Source organism: Proteus terrae subsp. cibarius (assembly GCF_011045835.1).
Classification (GTDB): domain Bacteria; phylum Pseudomonadota; class Gammaproteobacteria; order Enterobacterales; family Enterobacteriaceae; genus Proteus; species Proteus cibarius.
In genome coordinates, this window is sequence record NZ_CP047349.1 from 1670690 (window position 1) to 1690322 (window position 19633).

Annotated in this window: 19 protein-coding genes; 10 read left to right on the forward strand and 9 right to left on the reverse strand. The window is 36.0% G+C overall.

All coding sequences use genetic code 11. The annotated features are described in order from the left end of the window. Window positions 1–197: 197 nt before the first annotated feature. The 6 genes from sapF to pspF all read right to left on the reverse strand — a co-directional run bounded on the left by sapF (window position 198) and on the right by pspF (window position 6820). On the reverse strand, window positions 198–1007 hold the full coding sequence (gene sapF, locus GTH25_RS07835; protein ID WP_075672175.1) for a putrescine export ABC transporter ATP-binding protein SapF: 810 nt from the start codon (window positions 1005–1007) through the stop codon (window positions 198–200). Further along, window positions 997–1998 carry a putrescine export ABC transporter ATP-binding protein SapD gene (gene sapD, locus GTH25_RS07840; RefSeq protein ID WP_075672173.1) on the reverse strand — a complete coding sequence of 334 codons (1002 nt, stop codon included), beginning with the start codon at window positions 1996–1998 and terminating at the stop codon, window positions 997–999. The genes sapF and sapD overlap by 11 nt, the downstream gene beginning before the upstream one ends. Continuing rightward, window positions 1998–2891, reverse strand: a complete 894-nt coding sequence (gene sapC, locus GTH25_RS07845; protein WP_075672171.1) for a putrescine export ABC transporter permease SapC — start codon at window positions 2889–2891, stop codon at window positions 1998–2000. Before sapC ends, sapD begins: the two co-directional genes overlap by 1 nt. Further along, on the reverse strand, window positions 2878–3843 hold the full coding sequence (sapB, locus tag GTH25_RS07850) for a putrescine export ABC transporter permease SapB (RefSeq protein WP_075672193.1): 966 nt from the start codon (window positions 3841–3843) through the stop codon (window positions 2878–2880). Before sapB ends, sapC begins: the two co-directional genes overlap by 14 nt. Before the next feature lie 3 nt (window positions 3844–3846). Next, window positions 3847–5532, reverse strand: coding sequence for an ABC transporter substrate-binding protein SapA (gene sapA, locus GTH25_RS07855; protein WP_099659681.1), 1686 nt, complete (start codon window positions 5530–5532; stop codon window positions 3847–3849). A 292-nt stretch (window positions 5533–5824) separates the two neighbouring features. Then, window positions 5825–6820, reverse strand: coding sequence for a phage shock protein operon transcriptional activator (pspF, locus tag GTH25_RS07860; RefSeq protein WP_099659682.1), 996 nt, complete (start codon window positions 6818–6820; stop codon window positions 5825–5827). 214 nt (window positions 6821–7034) lie between these two features. Between pspF and pspA the strand changes: the two genes are divergently transcribed. The 8 genes from pspA to tyrR all read left to right on the forward strand — a co-directional run bounded on the left by pspA (window position 7035) and on the right by tyrR (window position 13788). Continuing rightward, a complete protein-coding gene (pspA, locus tag GTH25_RS07865) occupies window positions 7035–7703 on the forward strand; it encodes a phage shock protein PspA (protein WP_075672165.1) in 669 nt (222 codons plus the stop codon). A 36-nt stretch (window positions 7704–7739) separates the two neighbouring features. Continuing rightward, window positions 7740–7970 (forward strand): envelope stress response membrane protein PspB, encoded by a 231-nt coding sequence (pspB, locus tag GTH25_RS07870; protein WP_069369279.1) that lies wholly within the window; start codon window positions 7740–7742, stop codon window positions 7968–7970. Continuing rightward, on the forward strand, window positions 7970–8326 hold the full coding sequence (pspC, locus tag GTH25_RS07875; RefSeq protein WP_164530471.1) for an envelope stress response membrane protein PspC: 357 nt from the start codon (window positions 7970–7972) through the stop codon (window positions 8324–8326). The genes pspB and pspC overlap by 1 nt, the downstream gene beginning before the upstream one ends. Before the next feature lie 118 nt (window positions 8327–8444). Continuing rightward, complete coding sequence (locus GTH25_RS07880) at window positions 8445–8699, forward strand: phage shock protein PspD (protein ID WP_223672449.1); 255 nt, start codon at window positions 8445–8447, stop codon at window positions 8697–8699. Next, window positions 8680–10074: a YcjX family GTP-binding protein gene (locus GTH25_RS07885; RefSeq protein WP_075672161.1), complete on the forward strand. Its 1395-nt coding sequence runs from the start codon at window positions 8680–8682 to the stop codon at window positions 10072–10074. Before GTH25_RS07880 ends, GTH25_RS07885 begins: the two co-directional genes overlap by 20 nt. Then, window positions 10071–11114, forward strand: a complete 1044-nt coding sequence (locus GTH25_RS07890) for a YcjF family protein (protein ID WP_075672159.1) — start codon at window positions 10071–10073, stop codon at window positions 11112–11114. The genes GTH25_RS07885 and GTH25_RS07890 overlap by 4 nt, the downstream gene beginning before the upstream one ends. 535 nt (window positions 11115–11649) lie before the next feature. Further along, entirely contained in the window at window positions 11650–12069 is a 420-nt protein-coding gene (locus tag GTH25_RS07895; RefSeq protein WP_083629079.1) for a hypothetical protein, read from the forward strand. Between the two features lie 153 nt (window positions 12070–12222). After that, window positions 12223–13788, forward strand: a complete 1566-nt coding sequence (gene tyrR, locus GTH25_RS07900) for a transcriptional regulator TyrR (protein ID WP_075672157.1) — start codon at window positions 12223–12225, stop codon at window positions 13786–13788. 68 nt (window positions 13789–13856) lie between these two features. Here the strand turns inward: tyrR and tpx are convergent, their stop codons facing one another. Then, a complete protein-coding gene (tpx, locus tag GTH25_RS07905) occupies window positions 13857–14360 on the reverse strand; it encodes a thiol peroxidase (RefSeq protein WP_075672155.1) in 504 nt (167 codons plus the stop codon). Between the two features lie 223 nt (window positions 14361–14583). Between tpx and GTH25_RS07910 the strand changes: the two genes are divergently transcribed. Next, window positions 14584–16203, forward strand: coding sequence for a peptide ABC transporter substrate-binding protein (locus tag GTH25_RS07910; RefSeq protein WP_075672153.1), 1620 nt, complete (start codon window positions 14584–14586; stop codon window positions 16201–16203). A 593-nt stretch (window positions 16204–16796) separates the two neighbouring features. On the opposite strand, the gene GTH25_RS07915 is transcribed toward GTH25_RS07910, so the two are convergent. Then, complete coding sequence (locus GTH25_RS07915) at window positions 16797–17357, reverse strand: Ail/Lom family outer membrane beta-barrel protein (protein WP_075672150.1); 561 nt, start codon at window positions 17355–17357, stop codon at window positions 16797–16799. A gap of 281 nt (window positions 17358–17638) precedes the next feature. Beyond that, window positions 17639–17980 carry a DUF4377 domain-containing protein gene (locus GTH25_RS07920; RefSeq protein ID WP_099659685.1) on the reverse strand — a complete coding sequence of 114 codons (342 nt, stop codon included), beginning with the start codon at window positions 17978–17980 and terminating at the stop codon, window positions 17639–17641. A 374-nt stretch (window positions 17981–18354) separates the two neighbouring features. Between GTH25_RS07920 and zntB the strand changes: the two genes are divergently transcribed. Continuing rightward, window positions 18355–19338 (forward strand): zinc transporter ZntB, encoded by a 984-nt coding sequence (gene zntB, locus GTH25_RS07925; RefSeq protein WP_075672146.1) that lies wholly within the window; start codon window positions 18355–18357, stop codon window positions 19336–19338. Window positions 19339–19633 lie beyond the last annotated feature (295 nt).

The window sequence follows — 19633 nt, forward strand, 5'->3', positions numbered from 1 at the left end:
ATCCTTGTTTTTTCGTAAATCGCGATAATAACATCATTCACAGTTTTATCTGTTAGGTTATCACGCTTATTGTTAATAAACGTGGCTGATTCTACCACGACATTTGTAAATTTGTTTAATTTCCCTAGCACCTCCGAGGAGTTAAGGGAAAAGGGCGAAATAATGTGCAATTAACATTATGCTTATATTGTTTACACTTAAGTTAAATCTTGACGCCAAGCTTCTGCTGTTAAGGCTTCACCAAAGTGACTTGCGACTAATCTTCGTGTAACTTCATGTAATGGCGATGCAAGAACTTCCGCTGTATTGCCACGTTCAACGACTTCACCATTATCCATCACAATAATTTTATCGCTAATATGTTTTGTCATGCCTAAGTTTTGTGTCACATAAATATAGGCAATATTATGAGTCTCTTGCAGTTCTAACATCAAATTTATAATTTGTGAGCGCAAAGACATATCCAGCGAAGCTATAGCTTCATCGGCAATAATAACTTGAGGTTGTAATATTAATGCTCGTGCAAGCGCAATTCGTTGGCGCTGGCCTGATGCAAACATATGAGGATAATAGTTTGCATGTTCAGGTAAAAGACCCACTTGACGTAATGTTTGATAAATTCGTTTCTCACGCTCAATTGCACTTAAGTCTGTATTCAGGCGTAAAGGGATTTCTAATGTTTGACCAATACGCTGTCGTGGGTTTAATGAGTTAGTGGGATCTTGAAATATCATTCTAATTCGCTGACTACGATAAGGGTAATCACCAAAAGTGAGTTGATGCCCATTAATAAAAATATCACCACCCGTAGGTTCAGTTACACCTGATAGCATTCTCGCGAGTGTAGATTTTCCTGAACCATTAGCGCCAATAATGGCTAAAGTTTGCTTGGGTTCTAGCGTAAAACTCACAGGTTTGACGGCTTCTAACTGTTGACGCCGAAATAATCCAGTACGATAGCGAAATGTCTTTGACAGGTTTTTCACCTCAAGCAGTTTATCGAACATCAGTTGGCTCCACATTTAATGGAAAATGACAAGCCACGGCATGGTTTTTAAATAAACGTAACCGAGGTGCTTCAATACATTGCCGCTGTGCATAAGGGCAACGAGGCCCTAAACGGCAACCCACTGGTAAGTGCTCAAGTGAGGGGATTGCACCAGGTAATGTATTTAAGCGGCTCTTATGTGTCAATGAGTTGGTGAAGTCAGGAATAGAGCGGATCAACGCTTGAGTATAAGGATGATAAGGTGTTACTAGCAACTCGTCAGGGGATGCTGTTTCGACAGTTTGCCCACAATACATAACCGTAATTTTATTCGCCAATTTGCTCATCCATTGCAAATCATGGCTAATCAACAAAATGGTCATATTATTATTTTGATTGAGTCGAGTCAGTAAACGAAAGATTTGGGTCTGTGTTGCGGGTTCCATTGCGTTAGTAGGCTCATCCGCAATCAGTAATCGAGGTTGATTTGCAATAGCAATAGCAATCATCACTTTTTGGCATTCACCCTCAGTTAATTCATAAGGATAACTACGCATAATGTCTTTATGATCTTTAATACCCACACGGTGCAATAGTTCAATTGCGCGGCGTTTTCGCCAATGAAATCGTTGCCACCAATGTCCTTTAAAAGTCCAGCCAGGAATTGCTTGTATAAGCTGTTGCTCAATTTTTGTGGCGGGATCAAGACAAGATTGTGGCTCTTGGAAAATCATTGAGATATTATGGCCAATGACACGACGCCTTGCTCTTGGTGATAATTTAAGTAAGTCAATATCATCAAAACGGAAACGATCGGCGGTCACACTGATATTATCTTTCGTAACGCCACAAATCGCTTTTGCAATTAAGCTTTTACCTGATCCCGACTCGCCAACAAGGCCTCTCACTTCACCTTCATTTAAGGTAATAGAAACACGATCTACCGCTTTTACTGGGCCATCGGGAGTCATAAATTCAATGGTTAAATTGCGTATGTCTAATAAAGGCATTATTCAACTCCCTCATTTATTGCACGCTGTAAACCATCACCTAAAAGGTTCACCAGTAAAACGCTTATCATAATAGTGGCGCCCGGAATTAAGACTGTCCAAGGAGCAACATAAATTAACTCTAAGGAATCGCCTAACATCGCTCCCCATTCGGGTGAAGGAAGTTGAGCACCTAAATTAAGAAAACCTAATGCTGTAATATCAAGAATAGCAATTGAGAATGCACGTGTTAATTCAGAAACTAATACAGGCGTGATATTCGGTAATACGGTGTACCATAAAATGGAAATGTTTGATGCACCATCAAGTCGAGAAGCAATCACATACTCTTTGTTTAATTCATCATTAACAGCAGAGTAAATCATTCTGACTAAACGAGGTAACAGCGCCAACCAAATCGCTATCATGGCATGACCAAGACTTGTTCCTACAAAAGCCACAACAATAATAGCAAGCAGCAGGGATGGAATTGATAACAAAGTGTCTAATATATGATTAAGAATGGCGGATTTTAAGCCATGGGACATACCTGCAAAACAGCCAATAATTAACCCCATTAGGGTCGCTGCAAAAGTGACAATAAATGCGCCACCAAAGGTCATGCTTGTACCAATTAAAATTCGGCTAAATACATCGCGTCCTAGATCATCTGTACCAAAAAAATAGGAGACATTGCCGTTTTGATACCAAGACGGTGGCGTTAGTTGATGGCCAAAGAACTGTTGATCAAGCGCATAAGGCGCAATATAAGGGCCTATAATACTGAGTGCTAAGAGAAAAAGAACGCCATAAAACCCTACCATTGAGATAACATCTTTAGAAAAACATTGCCAAATCACCGCTGCGGGTGTGGGTGTTTTTTTCTCTTTATAAAATTGGCTATCTAAAGGCATATCCCACCTTGTGTTTCATTGGGTTGCTCATTGCACCCACAATATCGGATAAGACGTTGACAATAATGACCATTGAACCCACCAACATTACGCCAGCTGAAATTGCAGAATAATCTTGTTGGCGGATTGCTGTGACTAACCAACGACCAAGCCCTGGCCAGTTAAATACAATTTCTGTCACCATAGTGAGTGTAAGCATGGTAGAGAACTGTAAGCCTAATTTAGGGATGATAGGGGGTAATGCATTATGAAGAATATGACGACGAATAATTGTAAAACGTGATAGGCCCCGAGTTGCAGCTGCCTTCACGTAATTTTCTGACATAATTTCTTCAGTACTGTTACGCATTAATCGGATAACTTCAGTGGTTGGTGCAATAGCCAGCGTGATAACGGGTAAAATCAGATGCTGCAATACGTTCATGATCATTTGTTGGCGATAAGGTGAATCAGATAACCATGCATCCACTAATGCAATACCTGTAATAGGTTGTAAGTTATAAAGCAAATCAATGCGACCTGAAACAGGTAGCCAACCTAACTTTAATGAGAAGAAAAGAGTTAACAGCAATGCAAGTCCAAATACAGGGACAGAAAAACCTAAGAGCGCGAAGTTACTGATAATAATATCAGCGGATTTATTACGCCAAACCCCTGCAATAATACCAGCAGGAATACCTACAATAAGGGCAAAAAGAAAGGCTAATGTACAAAGCTCCATGGTCGCTGGAAGTGCTTCCACTAATTGTGCTTTTATAGGTTCACCATTGATAGAGGAAATACCAAAATCAAAGTGGATCATATTATGGGCATAAAAAAAGTAGGCATCTGTGAGTGATGCACCACTTAACGGGGCATTGGGCGTGTAATAGCTCAAGCTAAAGCTCACTAGCGACAAAAAGAACAGTGTCACAAGTAATAAAAGTAATCGACGTATTGAATAAATAATCATGGATTATTTTATAGCCTCTTTCTTGTGATTTTGTTCGTCTACTTCTGCCTCTCGATAAACTCCAGCAAAAGATGCATTACCAAAAGTACTTAATACCAATCCTTTAATATCATAACGATATGCTTGCATACGTAAAGAATTAGCTAAAGGTAACACCGGTAACTCTTGAGCAAGAACATCCTGAGCTTCATGATAATAATCCATCCTTGAAGCAAGTTGCTGACTATAAAGCGCTTTTTTTAAAATATCATCAAAGCTAGGTAAACACCAATGACTCAAGTTAGTTTGTGAGCCAATGGCTGCACAGCTAAAGAGAGGACGGAAAAAACTATCGGGATCGTTACTGTCAGTTGACCAACCAGATAGGGTCATATCATGGGTGCGATCCATCATGCTCGTTTCTTGATATCGACCTTCAATAGGCCGAATATTCATTTGAATACCAACTTGCGCTAAGTCTGCTTGAATAAGTTCAGCCATTTTTAATGGGCTTGGGTTATAAGATTGCGAAGCGCTAGGTACCCAAAGATTTAATTTCAGTCCATCAAGGCCTAGCTCTTTAAGGATTTGTTTCGATTTCTCAGGATTATACTCTGTAATTTTTGCTCGGTTATCATAAGCCCAAGATGCACGAGGAAGTACTGATGCTGCCGTTTCAGCCGTACCATAATAAATAGATTCCATTAAACGTTCATTATTAATGGCATAAGCAATAGCTTGACGAACTTTAAGATTATTGAGGGGTGGTTTACTGGTGTTAAAGGCTAAATAAGCGATGTTCATACCAGAACGCAACGTTAATCTTAGTCGCGGATCGTCACGTAAGACTTTTAATTGGCTTGCAGCTGGATAGGCTAGAACATCACATTCACCTGTGAGTAATTTAGATATACGGCCTGTACCACCTGCACCCATATCAATAACAATCTGTTGCATCTTTGGTTGGCCTTTCCAGTAATCTTTATTTCTAAATAAACGAACAAATTGTCCCGGTTGATATTCATCTAGAAAGAAAGGACCTGTTCCTACTGGTTTCCAATCAAGCAGCGATTGATCGCCTGATTTTTCTAAATTCTGTGCGTATTCAGCAGAAAGAATAGGGGCGTAATGTGTTGCTAAATGCCATAGAAAAGAAGCGTCAGGCTCTTTTAAGCTAAATTCTACAGTGTATTGGCCTAGTCTTTTTATTGATTTGATATTATTGGCAAAACTTAAGCTGTCAAAATAGGGATATTTACCGCCATTAACTTGATTGAAAGAATTTTGTGGATTAATCATCCTTTCAAAACTAAAAATAACATCATCAGCGGTAAGTTTTCGTGTTGGTGTAAACCAAGATGTTTGTTGAAAAGAGACATTTTTACGTAAATAAAAGCGGTAGGTCGCGCCGTTATCTAATGTTTCCCATCGAGCTGCGATTTCAGGGATCAATCGATAAGTGTAAGGGTCAACATCTAAAAGACGGTCATAGAGCTGTGCAGCTAGAGGATCAATAATTAATCCACTACTTGATAATTGTGGATTAAAGGTATTTACACTGCCATCAACACAATAAACAAAGCCATTTTGATTAATTGGAATTGGCTCAAGCGTTATAGATGGCGCTTGTGTTTTGGGTGCTACATCCGCGATACAAGTTGCACTTGTAAAGGTGAGTAGCAAAGTACCAATAAATAAAATAGGGCGCATAAATAATGTCTTTTAGAGAAACGATTTTGCTATTGTAACTTAAAAAACTTTCTATCCCCAAATAGTCCAAAAAACAAAGTGAGAAAAATTCTCAATAAAATGCTTTACAAACGCTAATGATAAAGATTATCATCCGTATTGTCCTTTGTCGGTAAGAGGTTTTCCGTCAAGGGCACGACATTGCTCACATTGCTTCCAGTATTTTTTACTAGCCAGCTCGGGTGCTGGCTTTTTTTTTGTCTATTGTTTACTAGATTCTCTAGTGATTTAAAAAACTATATTTATCAATATATTAAGTTACTATTTGATGTTTTTTAATTAGCCCTCTAAATTGATCGTAGCTTAGTGATAATTTTTCAGCCGCCTCTTTCTGGTTATATAAACACTCTTTTAATGCTTCATTTACTAATTTTTTTTCTACATCATTTTGCCATTGGCGTAAATTCAACGGTAATGTAGGTATTGAAAAATTTTCTTTAGGTGAGTTTTTTAATATGGGTGTTTTTGGTGTTTGAAGTCCAGCAAAGGGATCAATAATAATATTATTGAGTACATTATCACTGGTTCCATGACGATAAACTGAACGTTCAACAACATTTTTTAGCTCACGAATATTACCTGGCCACGAATAATCTAAAAGTACTTGGCAGGCATTATCACTAAAACCAGGAAAGAAGGGTAAACCTAACTCTTGGCACATTGAGATAGCGAAATTTTCAGCAAGCAACATAATATCTGCACGTCGCTCTCTTAATGGGGGGAGCCTAATCACATCAAACGCCAATCTATCGAGTAAATCGGCTCGAAATTTACCTTCTTCTGCCATTGCGGGTAAATCTGCATTTGTCGCGCAAATAAGCCTAACATCAACATGTAGAGATTGACTGCCTCCAACACGCTCTAAATGACCATACTCAATGACGCGTAAGAGCTTTTCTTGTACAAGCATAGGCGCTGTCGCCAGTTCATCAAGAAAAAGAGAACCGCCATCAGCACGCTCAAAACGGCCTTGATGACGATTTTTAGCGCCCGTAAAAGCACCAGCTTCATGACCAAACAGTTCAGAATCAAGTAAATTATCATTAAGTGCAGAGCAGTTGATTGAAATAAAAGGCCCTTGCCACCAAGGAGCAAGATAGTGTAATCGATGAGCGATCAACTCTTTACCTGTACCTCTTTCACCAATAATTAATACAGGCTTTTTTAATTGAGCAAGTGCTGAAGTTTGTTCTAATACATCAATAAATTGACTATCAACGCCGATTATTGTCTCTAAATTTTCATTCATTGGTTAAATTCACCATATTGAGGTGTTTTTTGCCAGTTTATCAGGTGTTCGAAAAATAGGCGAGTAATATAAATCACCAATTATTAATAACTTAAGTGAATTTCAAAAGTTGGCACGCAAATTGTATTAATAAAAGTATGCAGGCGTTACGACAGTGCGCCATTATTGAAATAATTCAACGTTACTAATTAGCATAGCTATTAAGGATGACATCATGGGTATATTTTCACGTTTTGCTGACATTATTAATGCCAACATCGCTTCTTTATTAGATAAAGCGGAAGATCCTGAGAAAATGATCCGCTTAATGATCCAAGAAATGGAAGATATGTTAGTTGAAATTCGTACAACTTCTGCACGTACTTTAGCTGAAAAGAAAGGATTAGAGCGCCGTATCGAACAAGCTGAAAAACAGATGAAAGATTGGCAGGATAAAGCAGAGCTGGCTCTTATTAAGGAAAAAGAAGATTTAGCTCGTGCAGCATTAATCGAAAAACAACGTGTAGCGTCAGTTAATGACACATTAAAACACGAGCTAATTATTATTGATGAAACGTTAACTCGTTTAAAAGGCGAAATTAGCGAATTAGAAAACAAACTGACTGAAACACGTGCAAAACAGCAGTCTTTAGTTGTGCGTCATCAAGCAGCAAACTCATCTCGCCAAGTTCGTCGTCAATTAGACAGTGGCAAAATGGATGCAGCAATGGCGCGCTTTGAGCAGTTTGAACGTCGCATTGATCATATGGAAGGTGAAGCTCAAAGTTACGGGTTAGGTAAAGAGAAATCATTAGACCAACAGTTTGCTGAATTAAAAGCTGATGATGAAATTAGCGCGCAATTAGCGGCATTAAAAGCTAAAATCAATACCAACAAAGAGTAACAGCAAGCGTAATAACCATCTTATAAAGGATATGTAATGGGCTATATATTTCTGGGAATACCACTGACCATTTTTATTTTGTTTATTCTTCCTATCTGGCTGTGGTTGCATTACAACAGCCAGAAAGGTGGAGGTAATGTTCAGCTAACCCAACAAGAAATGCAGCGACTGAGCGCGCTGGTGGATAAAGCTCAGCAAATGCAGGAGCGCATTAAGACATTAGAACAAATACTTGATGCAGAACATCCTAACTGGAGGCAATCATAATGACGATGCAGAGCAAACAATTGTATCGCTTGCCACAAGAGGGCGTGATCCGTGGCGTATGTGCAGGCCTAGCCCATTATTTTAATATTCCTGTTTTGCTTGTCAGGGTTATTGCGGTGATTGCGCTGTTTGCTGGCTTTTTCGGTTTAACTATTATTGCTTATCTTGTCTTAAGTTTCTTTATGGAGCCAGCTCCTGATAATTACAAGCAAGGTGAAGATCAGCAAGAGAACTTAAAAGAAATTTTAAGCGGAGTTGATAATCAATTGATGCAAGGTGAAAAACGTTTACAACAAATGGAACGTTATATTACCTCTTCTACTTATCAGCTAAATAAACGTTTTCGAGATTTGTAATATTTTTGCCATTTAATCTGATAAGACGCTCCATTTTAGGAGCGTCTTTCTTTCAATTCGTTTGTCTTTTCAACGCTTGTATTATGAGAGAGTAAAATTTTTGATTGAGGAGAGTATTGTGAATTCTAATCAAGTATTCGTTTCTTTAAAAACAAATAAACTCACCCAACTAGCTAAAAAAGGGTTAACATTTGGGTTAATGTTATTCACTTTATTTGGGCCAGCAGCAATTACAGGCGGTATATTAAAACGAGTAAGTAGCAAACCGCTACGTTGGCTGGTTCTATTGATAGCTGAACCTGTTATTAAGGCAGGCTTTAATAAGCTATCGCGTCAAGTGTCTTGGGAGAAACATGAAACGCCTACAAAATGAACTTACAGCTTTTATTAATCGCGGTGTTGATAGACATCTTCGTTTGGCCGTAACTGGGTTAAGTCGAAGTGGTAAAACAGCATTTATTACCTCGTTAGTTAATCAACTTATTAATGTGCACACTGGGGCGCGTTTACCGCTATTTTCGGCAGCACGAAATAAGCAGCTACTAGGTGTAAAGCGTATTCCTCAACATAATTTAAATATTCCCCGTTTTACTTATGATGAAGGCATGGAATCGCTTTATCATACGCCTCCAAGTTGGCCTGTTCCTACTAAAGGGGTTAGTGAAATTCGTTTACAGCTTCGTTATCGTTCTAATGAATCTTTAACACGTTTTATAAAAGAGACATCTTCACTTTATTTAGAAATTGTTGATTATCCCGGCGAATGGTTATTGGATTTACCTATGCTCGAACAAGACTATTTTGAATGGTCAGAGCAAATAAATAAGGTCAATAGCCAAAGAACATCACCAGAACAAAATTGGCAATTACTTCTTAAAAAGTGTGATCCTTTTGCACCAGCTGATGAAACGTTATTAGCTGATATTGCCTCTGCTTACACTGATTATTTATTAGCATGTAAAAAAGAAGGGCTTCATTTTATTCAACCAGGACGTTTTGTTTTACCAGGCGAATTAGCGGGAGCACCTGTTTTGCAGTTTTTCCCTTGGGCTGATTTACAACAATATGATATTGCTAAATTAAAGAACGCAGATAAACGTACTAATATTGGCATGCTTAAACAGCGTTATGAATATTACGGACAGCATGTGGTAAAAGGCTTTTATCGTGATCATTTCCAAGGATTTGATAGACAAATTGTTTTGGTTGATTGCCTACAACCTTTAAATCAAGGAGCGGATGTTTTTAATGATATGCGCCAAGCATTAACACAATTAATGCGCAGTTTTCATTATGGAAAAAGAACCTTACTTAGACGCTTATTTTCACCTTGTATCGATAAACTTTTATTTGCAGCCACAAAAGCTGACCATATCACTGTTGATCAACATGAAAACTTAGTGTCATTGCTCCAACAGCTTATTCAAGATGCTAAACAAAATGCTATTTTTGAAGGGATCAGCATTGATTGCATGGGGCTCGCTTCTATTGCAGCGACTGAAAGTGGGATCGTTGATCATCACGGTGAAAAAATTCCAGCATTAAAAGGTTTTCGTTTAAGCGATAACAAACCTTTGGTGTATTTCCCTGGTGAGGTTCCTAAGCGATTACCAGAAAAAGCATTTTGGGAAAAACAAGGTTTTAGTTTCGAATCTTTTAGACCACAGCAAATATCACGAGATAGTGCGGTTCCTCATATTCGTATGGATAGTGCAATGGAATTCTTGTTAGGGGATAAATTAAAATGAATGAGCCATTAAAATCGCGAATTGATTTTAAAGAGCCCATACTTCAAGAAGAAGTCATCTTGAAAAAAGGTGTTGGCTTTAATGAAAATGAGCAATTTTTACCTATTGATCCACAATTAGATGAAGAGAATGAAGGGCAATTAGAAGGTGATGTTCAATCAATTTTAAAACCGAAAAAAAGTGTCTGGAAACGGCTATTAACGATTGCGAGTACTATTTTAGGGATTAGTGTTATTGCTCAAACTGGACAGTGGATTTATGACTCATGGATAAATTCTGATTGGATTGCATTAGGTGCAGCTAGTGCTGGGGGGTTAATTGTTGTTGCTGGCATAGGATCAGTTATAACTGAGTGGCGTCGTATTTATCGTTTACGCCAACGTGCAGATGAAAGAGATAAAGCAAAAGAATTACTTTATAGCCATGCAATGGGAAATGGTCGACCATTTTGTGAAAAACTTGCTAAACAAGCGGGTATAAGTTCTCAACATCCAGCATTAATTCGTTGGCAAAGTGCATTACATGACACACATAATGATAAAGAGGTATTAGAACTTTATAGCCAACTTGTTCAACCGATTTTAGATAAACAAGCAAGAGCCGAAATTAGCCGTTCTGCTGCTGAATCAACCTTAATGATCGCGGTTAGTCCGCTGGCGATGGTTGATATGGCCTTTATTGGTTGGCGTAATATTCGTTTAATTAATCGCATAGCGGAGATTTACGGTATCGAATTAGGCTACTATAGTCGTTTAAAACTCTTTCGTCTTGTTCTGGTTAATATTGCATTTGCGGGTGCGACAGAACTGGTTAGAGAAGTCGGGATGGACTGGCTTTCACAAGATCTTGCAGCTCGATTATCAACAAGAGCTGCTCAAGGTATTGGTGCCGGTTTACTAACAGCACGCTTAGGAATAAAAGCAATGGAACTATGCCGTCCTTTACCGTGGATTGATGATAATAAACCTAAGTTAGGCGATTTTAGAAAAGAGCTAATAGGAAAATTAAAAACTACAATTGGTGGCAAGAAAAAGGAATAAATTATTATTCTTACCTTTTAGCAATTTTAAATAAAAACCGTAGAAGCCTTCTGCGGTTTTTTTGTATAAAAATTGGTAAAAGTATTGTTTATATAAAATAACCCTAATGAAGGAAGTAATAAGATATTATTTTAAAATAAGGCATTAAATAATATAAAGTGTTTTTATTATTTTATTGATAATGAAGGTATTGTTTCAATAAGAAATTATTGTGATAAAAAATTTTAAAAAGAGTAAGTTCTTATGGATAAAGGATAATTTATAACTAATTGTATTTAAATGTTAATGTGTGCTCTTGTAGTGAAATGTTTGTAATTTTATTTATAATATTCCTTTTTTGAAAGAAAATAGTATTGAGTTTAGTATGATAAATAGCGTTAAATACCATCTCAAAAACGCACCACAAAGCTATTTTTTCAATATATTTTTAAATGTCTAATTTGTAAGCGACTTGCTATTTAATAAATAGAGAAGTTTTTTATTTATAAAAAATAGAAAAGTGGTTAATAAATAATCCTTCTAATTAGGTTAAAATATGAAAGAAATACAAATGTCAGTAATAAAAAAACTTTCTAAACAAAGGCGTCAACTCTATTTGAGTTCGGCATTTAATGTCTCAAATATTGATAATCAACTTAGTATTTTAATCCCTATCCTTAGTGAAACGATCTGTGAGATAAAAAAGAGGCAACATCAAAAGAAATCTAAGTCATTTCAAATAAAAGAGATGTCCCAATTTTTTGAATATCTAACTGAGCCAGATAAGAAAGAAAAGGCAATAAATGCATTAGAATATCTCCTTTTCTGTTTTGATAATGGATGTAAAACTATCAAAAAAGTGATCCGTCGAGAATTAAGCCCTTTAGTCAAGGATGTCGAATATCTTATCGATTTTGAACTGAAAAAAATAATAAAAACCTATTCATTTTCTTTATTTGGCCTTTTTAAAGCATAAATAATCTTGGTTAAAAATCAGGAAATTAATTTAGTTGTGTAAAAATAAATGCTAGTGGTGTCAACTTTTGCTGACAAGGCTCTTTATTTGGTTGATATTTATGTATAATATCTAAAATCAGTTCAGGGTCACTCAGTATTAAGAAGGTTTATAATGCGTTTAGAGATCACTTGTGAAGATCGCATCGGGTTAACCCGTGAATTATTAGATCTACTAGTATTAAAAAATATTGATTTACGTGGAATTGAAATATTTCCAATAGGCCTTATCTACCTGAATTTTTCACAGATTGATTTTGATATATTCCAACCGCTAATGGCGGAAATACGGCGAATAAATGGTGTTATCGATGTTCGGACGGTTGCATTTATGCCATCAGAACAAGAGCATCGAGCCATGTGGACACTGCTAGAATCTGTGCCAGTTCCGGTTTTTTCTATTAATATTAAAGGCCAAATAAAATTACAAAATCCGGCAACTCGTCAACTGTTTGAATTGGATGCTAACGATAATAGCGAGAAATCATTCAATCAACTGATCCCTAGTTTTAATATTCATCGTTGGTTAGAACAAAAAGATCCTTCTGCTGAAATTATTCCTATCAATTTAAAAAAACAAAATTTTGATATGGAAATAGTACCTATAAAACTTGCAGATGATAACCAATCTAATCATTGTGTTGGTGCGCTTATTTTATTGAAATATCGAGATGTTGTTCATGATCATTCAAAATTAATTGTCAGTGATAATCATGAGTTTGAGAAAATTATTGCTGTTAGTTCTCAAATGAAACAACTTGTTGAACGAGCCAAAAAAATGGCAAGAATGGATGCGCCACTATTATTGGTGGGAGATACCGGTACAGGAAAAGATTTATTTGCTAAAGCCTGTCATTTCCTTAGTTCCCGTGCTAGAAATCCTTTTTTGGGGCTCAATTGTGCTTCAATGCCTGATGATGTCGTAGAAAGTGAGTTATTTGGTTATGCTGCAGGAGCTTACCCTAATGCTGTTGAAGGAAAAAAAGGTTTCTTCGAGCAGGCCGACAGAGGAACCGTTTTACTTGATGAGATTGGTGAAATGTCGCCTCAAATGCAAATTAAGCTTCTACGTTTTTTAAATGATGGGACATTTCGTCGTGTAGGTGAGGAACGCGAGGTTAATGTCAATGTTCGCATTATTTGTGCAACGCAGAAAAATTTGTGGGAATTGGTACAAAAAGGGTTGTTTAGAGAAGATCTTTATTATCGCCTGAATGTATTAACTTTAACTCTACCTCCGTTGCGAGAAAGAAAAGCCGATATTATGCCGTTAGCGATGCATTTTATTAACCAATATTGCATTGAGCAGCAAGCAACTAAACCTGCAATATCACCAGAGTTATCAGTTTATTTAACGCAATACGGTTGGCCTGGTAATGTTCGCCAATTAAGAAATACTGTTTATCAAGCAATGGCGCAATTAGTAGGAAACACTCTACGAATTCAGGATATTACTTTACCTGAACATACAGATGAAGCTCTATTTGATGAGGATTTATTAGAAGGCTCATTAGATGAAATGACAAAACGCTTTGAGGCTTCAATTTTAACGCGCTTATATCGTGATTATCCAAGTACTCGGAAATTAGCAAAACGTTTAGGTATTTCTCATACAGCGATTGCCAATAAACTGAGAGAATATAATCTAACAAATAAAAAGAACGAAAAGTCTGAAGGTTAATTTGGCTGTAGGATTTTGTGCATAATAAAAATAGACGAGCATAATGCCCGTCTATTTTTCTATCAGTATTATTTTAATGCGTTTAATGCATCATCATAATTTGGTTCAGTTGTGATTTCATCAACTAACTGGGTGTAGATAACGGTGTTATTTTCATCTAAAACAATTACAGCACGGCTTGTTAAGCCTGCTAATGGGCCTGATGCAATTGCAACACCGTAATTTTCTTTGAATTCAGCACCACGCATTGTAGATAATGTCACAACGTTGTCTAAGCCTTCTGCGCCACAAAAACGTGCTTGAGCAAAAGGTAAATCAGCTGAAATACATAAAACAACGGTATTATTTAATTCATTTGCAACTTTATTAAATTGGCGAACACTTGCAGCACAAACACCGGTATCTACACTTGGGAAAATATTTAGAACTTTACGTTTACCTGTAAAATTCGCTAAAGAAACATCATTAAGATCTTTACCAACAAGAGAGAAATCTGCAGCTTTTTGGCCTACTGCTGGGAAATTACCCGCTAGTGCCACTGCATTTCCTTGTAAAGTAACTTGATGTGCCATTGTTGTTCTCCTTTATTAGTTGTCAGACTAACTGTTATTAATACTCATTATTAACGATAATTCTCGTTAATGCTTAACCATTATTAAAATTTGCCACTATTGGCATAGTCATCACTAAAAACATAAAAATTTATAAAATATTTGTAATCAGTGATTGTGCCTTTTTATCAGGCTCTTATAATTATGCAGTTCATTCTCATACAGATTACAGGACGAAACAGACATGCGCAAAATATTCGTCATCTCATGTGCACTTGTCGTTCAAGGATTGCTCACATCACAGGTAAATGCGGCAGTAGTCCCTGCAGGAACGATACTCGATAAAAAGCAAGAAGTGGTTCGACATTTAAAAGATGAGCCTGCATCACTCGATCCTATTAATGCAGTAGGGTTAACAGAAGCTCAAGTGCAACGTGATTTGTTTGAAGGGTTGACGATAGAAGATGAGTATGGACGTCCCATTCCGGGAGTTGCTCAGAGTTGGCGCACAGAAGATAATCGCGTGTGGATCTTCACTTTACGTGATAATGCAAAATGGTCTAATGGTGAAAAAGTAACAGCCACAGATTTTGTCTATAGTTGGCAAAGGTTGGTCGACCCTAAAAATCTTTCACCTTTTGCATGGTATGCCTCACTCGCATCGATTGAAAATGCACAAAAAATTATTGATGGAGAATTAAAACCAACATCATTAGGTGTAGAAGCGATTGATGAAAAAACACTAAAAGTTACGTTAGAACGACCAGTTTCTTATTTTCCAAATTTGACGACTAATTTTTCGTTATATCCTGTACCTCATCATAGTATTGAAAAACATGGCGCTGAGTGGGTCAAAGTTGGCAATTTAGTCGGAAATGGGGCTTTTGTTTTAAAAGACAGAGTCGTTAATGAGAAGATTGTATTAACGCCAAATCCTTATTATTGGGATCATAAAAATACAGTATTAACTAAAGTCACTTTTGTACCTATTAATCATGAATCACATGCGACTAAACGTTATTTAGCTGGTGATATTGATATTACAGAGTCGTTCCCGAAAAATTTATATCATAAATTAATGAAAGATATTCCTAATGAGGTTTATATTCCTGACCAGTTAGGAACTTATTATTATGCTTTTAATACTCAATCAGGGCCAACAAAAGATATTCGTGTACGTAAAGCGTTAGCGATGGCGATAGATAGAAAAATTATCACTGATAAAGTATTAGGAACAGGGGAGAAATCAGCAAACCGTTTCACACCTGATGTAACGGCGGGCTTTACCCCAGAACCTACAATTTATGATAAATACAATCAAGATGAATTAGACAGTCAGGCTAAGATCTTGTTAGCGGCAGCTGGATATGGCCCTCATAATCCATTAACTCTCTCATTGCTATACAATAATTCAGAGAATCATCAGAAAATTGCTATTGCAGTTGCTTCTATGTGGAAGAAAAAATTAGGAGTGAAAGTCGAATTACGTAATCAGGAATGGAAAACATATATTGATAGCCGAAATTCAGGAGATTTTGATGTTATAAGGGCATCATGGATTGGTGACTATAATGAGCCTTCTACTTTTTTAAGCCTATTAGGTTCTAAACACACCGGTAATATCTCTAAATATCAGAATAAGCAATATGATGAAGTGTTAACCTTATCTAGTATGGCTATTGATACAAATGAGCGAAATAGTTTGTATAATCGTGCTGAACAAATAATTGCTGAAGATGCACCAATAGCACCTATTTATCAATATACAAATGGGCGATTAATAAAGCCGTGGTTAAAAGGCTACCCAATTAAGAATCCAGAAGATGTTGCATATAGCCATACGCTTTATATTCTGAAGCACTAACATAGAAACTAAATTAAAAGTTTAAATTATGCCTCAAAGTTAATATCTATTTTGGGGCATTTTTTTATTTTATGTACAAATAGAATGTAAAGGTGTTGTGATTTACACGTTAGCATGTATCAATAATAAGAAAAATAAAGAAGTATGAGAAAATAGTAGAGAGTATCAATAAAAAAAGAACCCCTTTAAAAAAGGGGCGTAGCAAAGTAAAGCAGGGTGATTTATTGTCTGGATATAAATTATATTTTTAAGGCTTTCTTTGCACGCTTTTTATTGTATCTAACTGTTACAGTGATTAATAAAATATTTATAACAAAAAAATCCCTCTGTTATAAAAACAGAAGGAGACTCAAAAGGAATAAACATTGCAAGAGTTATGTTAATACATTTTTATGGCATTGTTTTGACTAATTGTGCAATGTGCTTGATGTTAAATATTATGCCTTGCTTTATTTATAGATATAAATACTTACTTGTAATAAAATCTAATGTATTTATCATGGTGTTTGAGCCACTTAAAAGTAGAGCTATCTATTCATTTTTCTTTATTATTAAATAAAATTACGGGTTATCAATATTTATTAGAAAGTCGTCTAAAAACGGAATCCTAGAGATAATTGTAAAACACTTAATTCAAGATGTCGCTTATTTGCTGTGGTATCAGAGTAAAGATAGCCCAAGCTAAACGAGATATTCTTAACAGGATTATAATCGATGCCAATTTGACCAATTACACTTGTTGTATTTACAATATGAGAATCTGTTGTATTTATTTTAGGGTGATGTTTGTCTTCCTGATATTTTAATTTATTAGGACCCAATTGAGCATAAACAGAAATTTCAGGTGTTATTCTATAAGTTGGGCCGATTAATAGGCCTGTGGTTTTGGTTCGGTATTTTATTGTTGATGGTGTAGTAAAGCGAGGATCAATAAAATATTCTTTATGATTTGTATTTAAACGCAGTAGAGAAATTAATATTCCCCAAGTGTTTTCTGTTTCATATCGATAACTGATTATCTCTCCTTTTGCTGTGTTACCTTTTATTTTGCCGTAAATATAACCCGCAGAGAGGGTATGTGTTTTATCATAGGCATGTAATGTAGAAGAATAAGATAAAGCAAAGCTAATTAAAATAAGGGCTGATTTATTCATTGTAGGGTTTCTATGTTGATGTGTAGAACGCTATTTTTAGTAAAATAAATGTTGATTTCAATATTAATTGATTGAAATTACTCTTAAAAAAAGTTTGTGTGCTTATTTTTAAACTCAATAAGAATAAAATTATTATAACTAGCTAATTATTAATAATTTTAAGTGGTGATATAATGAGGCATTATTATTTAAATGGAAGGTAGCGGAAATTGAGTGTAATAGGTGAAAATACTCACAATAAGTTTTAATACCTATTGTGAGCTAGATTTTAGTGCAGCGTTTTATTTCTTATCTACAACTTCAATTAGTGTATATTTCACACTTGGTGCATCTGCTGGAGGGTTAGGAATATCTGTAACATTAACTTTTAATGTGTATTCAGTACCTACTTTATATTCAAAACCATCAATATTTTGATAGAACAGCGACCATTCGCCAGAAGGTAACTCTTTCACCTTCATACACTTCATTGGTGCCACACCAACACAATCATACAGTTGTGAATCTACTAGAAGCGTTTTTGTTGTTCCCGTAGTTGGGGTTGTATTTGCACTTTTAGTTGAAGTTGAATCATTGCATCCAGCTAAAAGCAAAAATAAAGGAATAGCGATAAATTTTTTCATATTGATGACCTGATTTTTAGGGTGCAATAAGTGCATTAAAGAATATTTAGTATACACCAGACAGATAATTATTATAAATTACAGCAGGTAATTTTTTCCCTATAAATAAGTTACCTGTTGTTACTCTAAGTATTAATATCCTATCGTAACTATCAGTATTTAATTTAGTGTAATAATCCTAAAGTGATGAAGATTAATAGAAGTTTTAGATGAATTAAACAAAAATAGCGTTGATATACAGATAACTAGAAAAAAGTATAGAATAACAGCTCAAAACATAGCGTTATAAAATGAAGGTAGATCAATCATATTTGACAGTTGAGCATTGAGTTCAAGTATTACCTTTAAAAAGCAAAAGTTATGGAGGAAGCTAAGTGAAAACAATTAATGACTCTGTTATACAAGATTCAGATGCTATTTACACAGCACAACTTAATGGGCATGGAGGCGCAACAGAAATCACAGCGGAGACTGTAGCAACAAATGAAAACCCATACTGGGTGCACTTAGATTATCGTAAACCACAAAGTGCTCAATGGATACAAGAGACAGAGCTACTTCCACCTATTGCTAAAGATATATTGCTTGCAGAGAACGTCAGACCAAAAGCACAACGCATTGGTGAAGGTATCGTTATCAATCTGCAAACAATTAATAATAATCCTAATGATCGACCTGATGAGCTTGTTGCTTTTAGAATTTATATTAACAGTCAAACAATCGTTTCAAGCCGTCACCGCAGAGTTAATTCTGTAGATTCTGTTATTCATACTTTAGAACTAGGTAATGGTCCTGAAAATAGTGGTGATTGGCTAATTACGATGGCTGATGCTGTGACTGATGAAATAGGCGAATTTGTTGAGACTCTACATGACCAATTAATTGAATTGGAAGATATGATCCTCGACCAACAAATACCCGCGAGAGGTGAACTCGCATTATTAAGAAAGCAGTTGATAGTTTTACGTCGCTATATGGCGCCTCAGCGAGATGTATTCTCAAGACTCTCTATTGAGAAATTACCGTGGATGAGTGATAGCGATAGAGTTACGATGTTAGAAATTTCAGAAAGGCTTTCTCGACGTTTAGAGGATTTGGATAGTAGTATTTCTCGTACCGCGGTGATTGCTGACGAAATAACATCAATGATGGCTGATGCGATGAATAGACGTACTTATACGATGTCGCTAATGGCGATGTTATTTTTACCAACAACATTTCTAACAGGGCTATTTGGTGTCAATTTAGGTGGAATACCCGGAAATGAGTTTCCTTATGGTTTTACTATCTTTTGTTTATCTCTCTTTGTTTTGATTGTGATTGTTACTTGGTGGTTAAAGCGTAGTAGATGGTTGTAAATTTTCAGCAAATTAATCGTAACTAAATGGATTTAAAAAAGAATTCTCTAGCCCTGTTTGAGATATATCAATTTTTTAAAATAGAACATCTGGCATTATAACTCTCGCAGGTGAATACAACGTTGAGCGATGAACGTTGTGCTCCATAATTGTAGTTTTTCTCATATTGAGTTCTTAATACAGAATAATTGACCATTATTACACCGATGTTTATTAACATCGGTTTTTTTTTGCTTAAATTTACTGTGGGATATTATTTAGTCATAAAAATCCTAAGCCCCGAATGCAAGGCTTA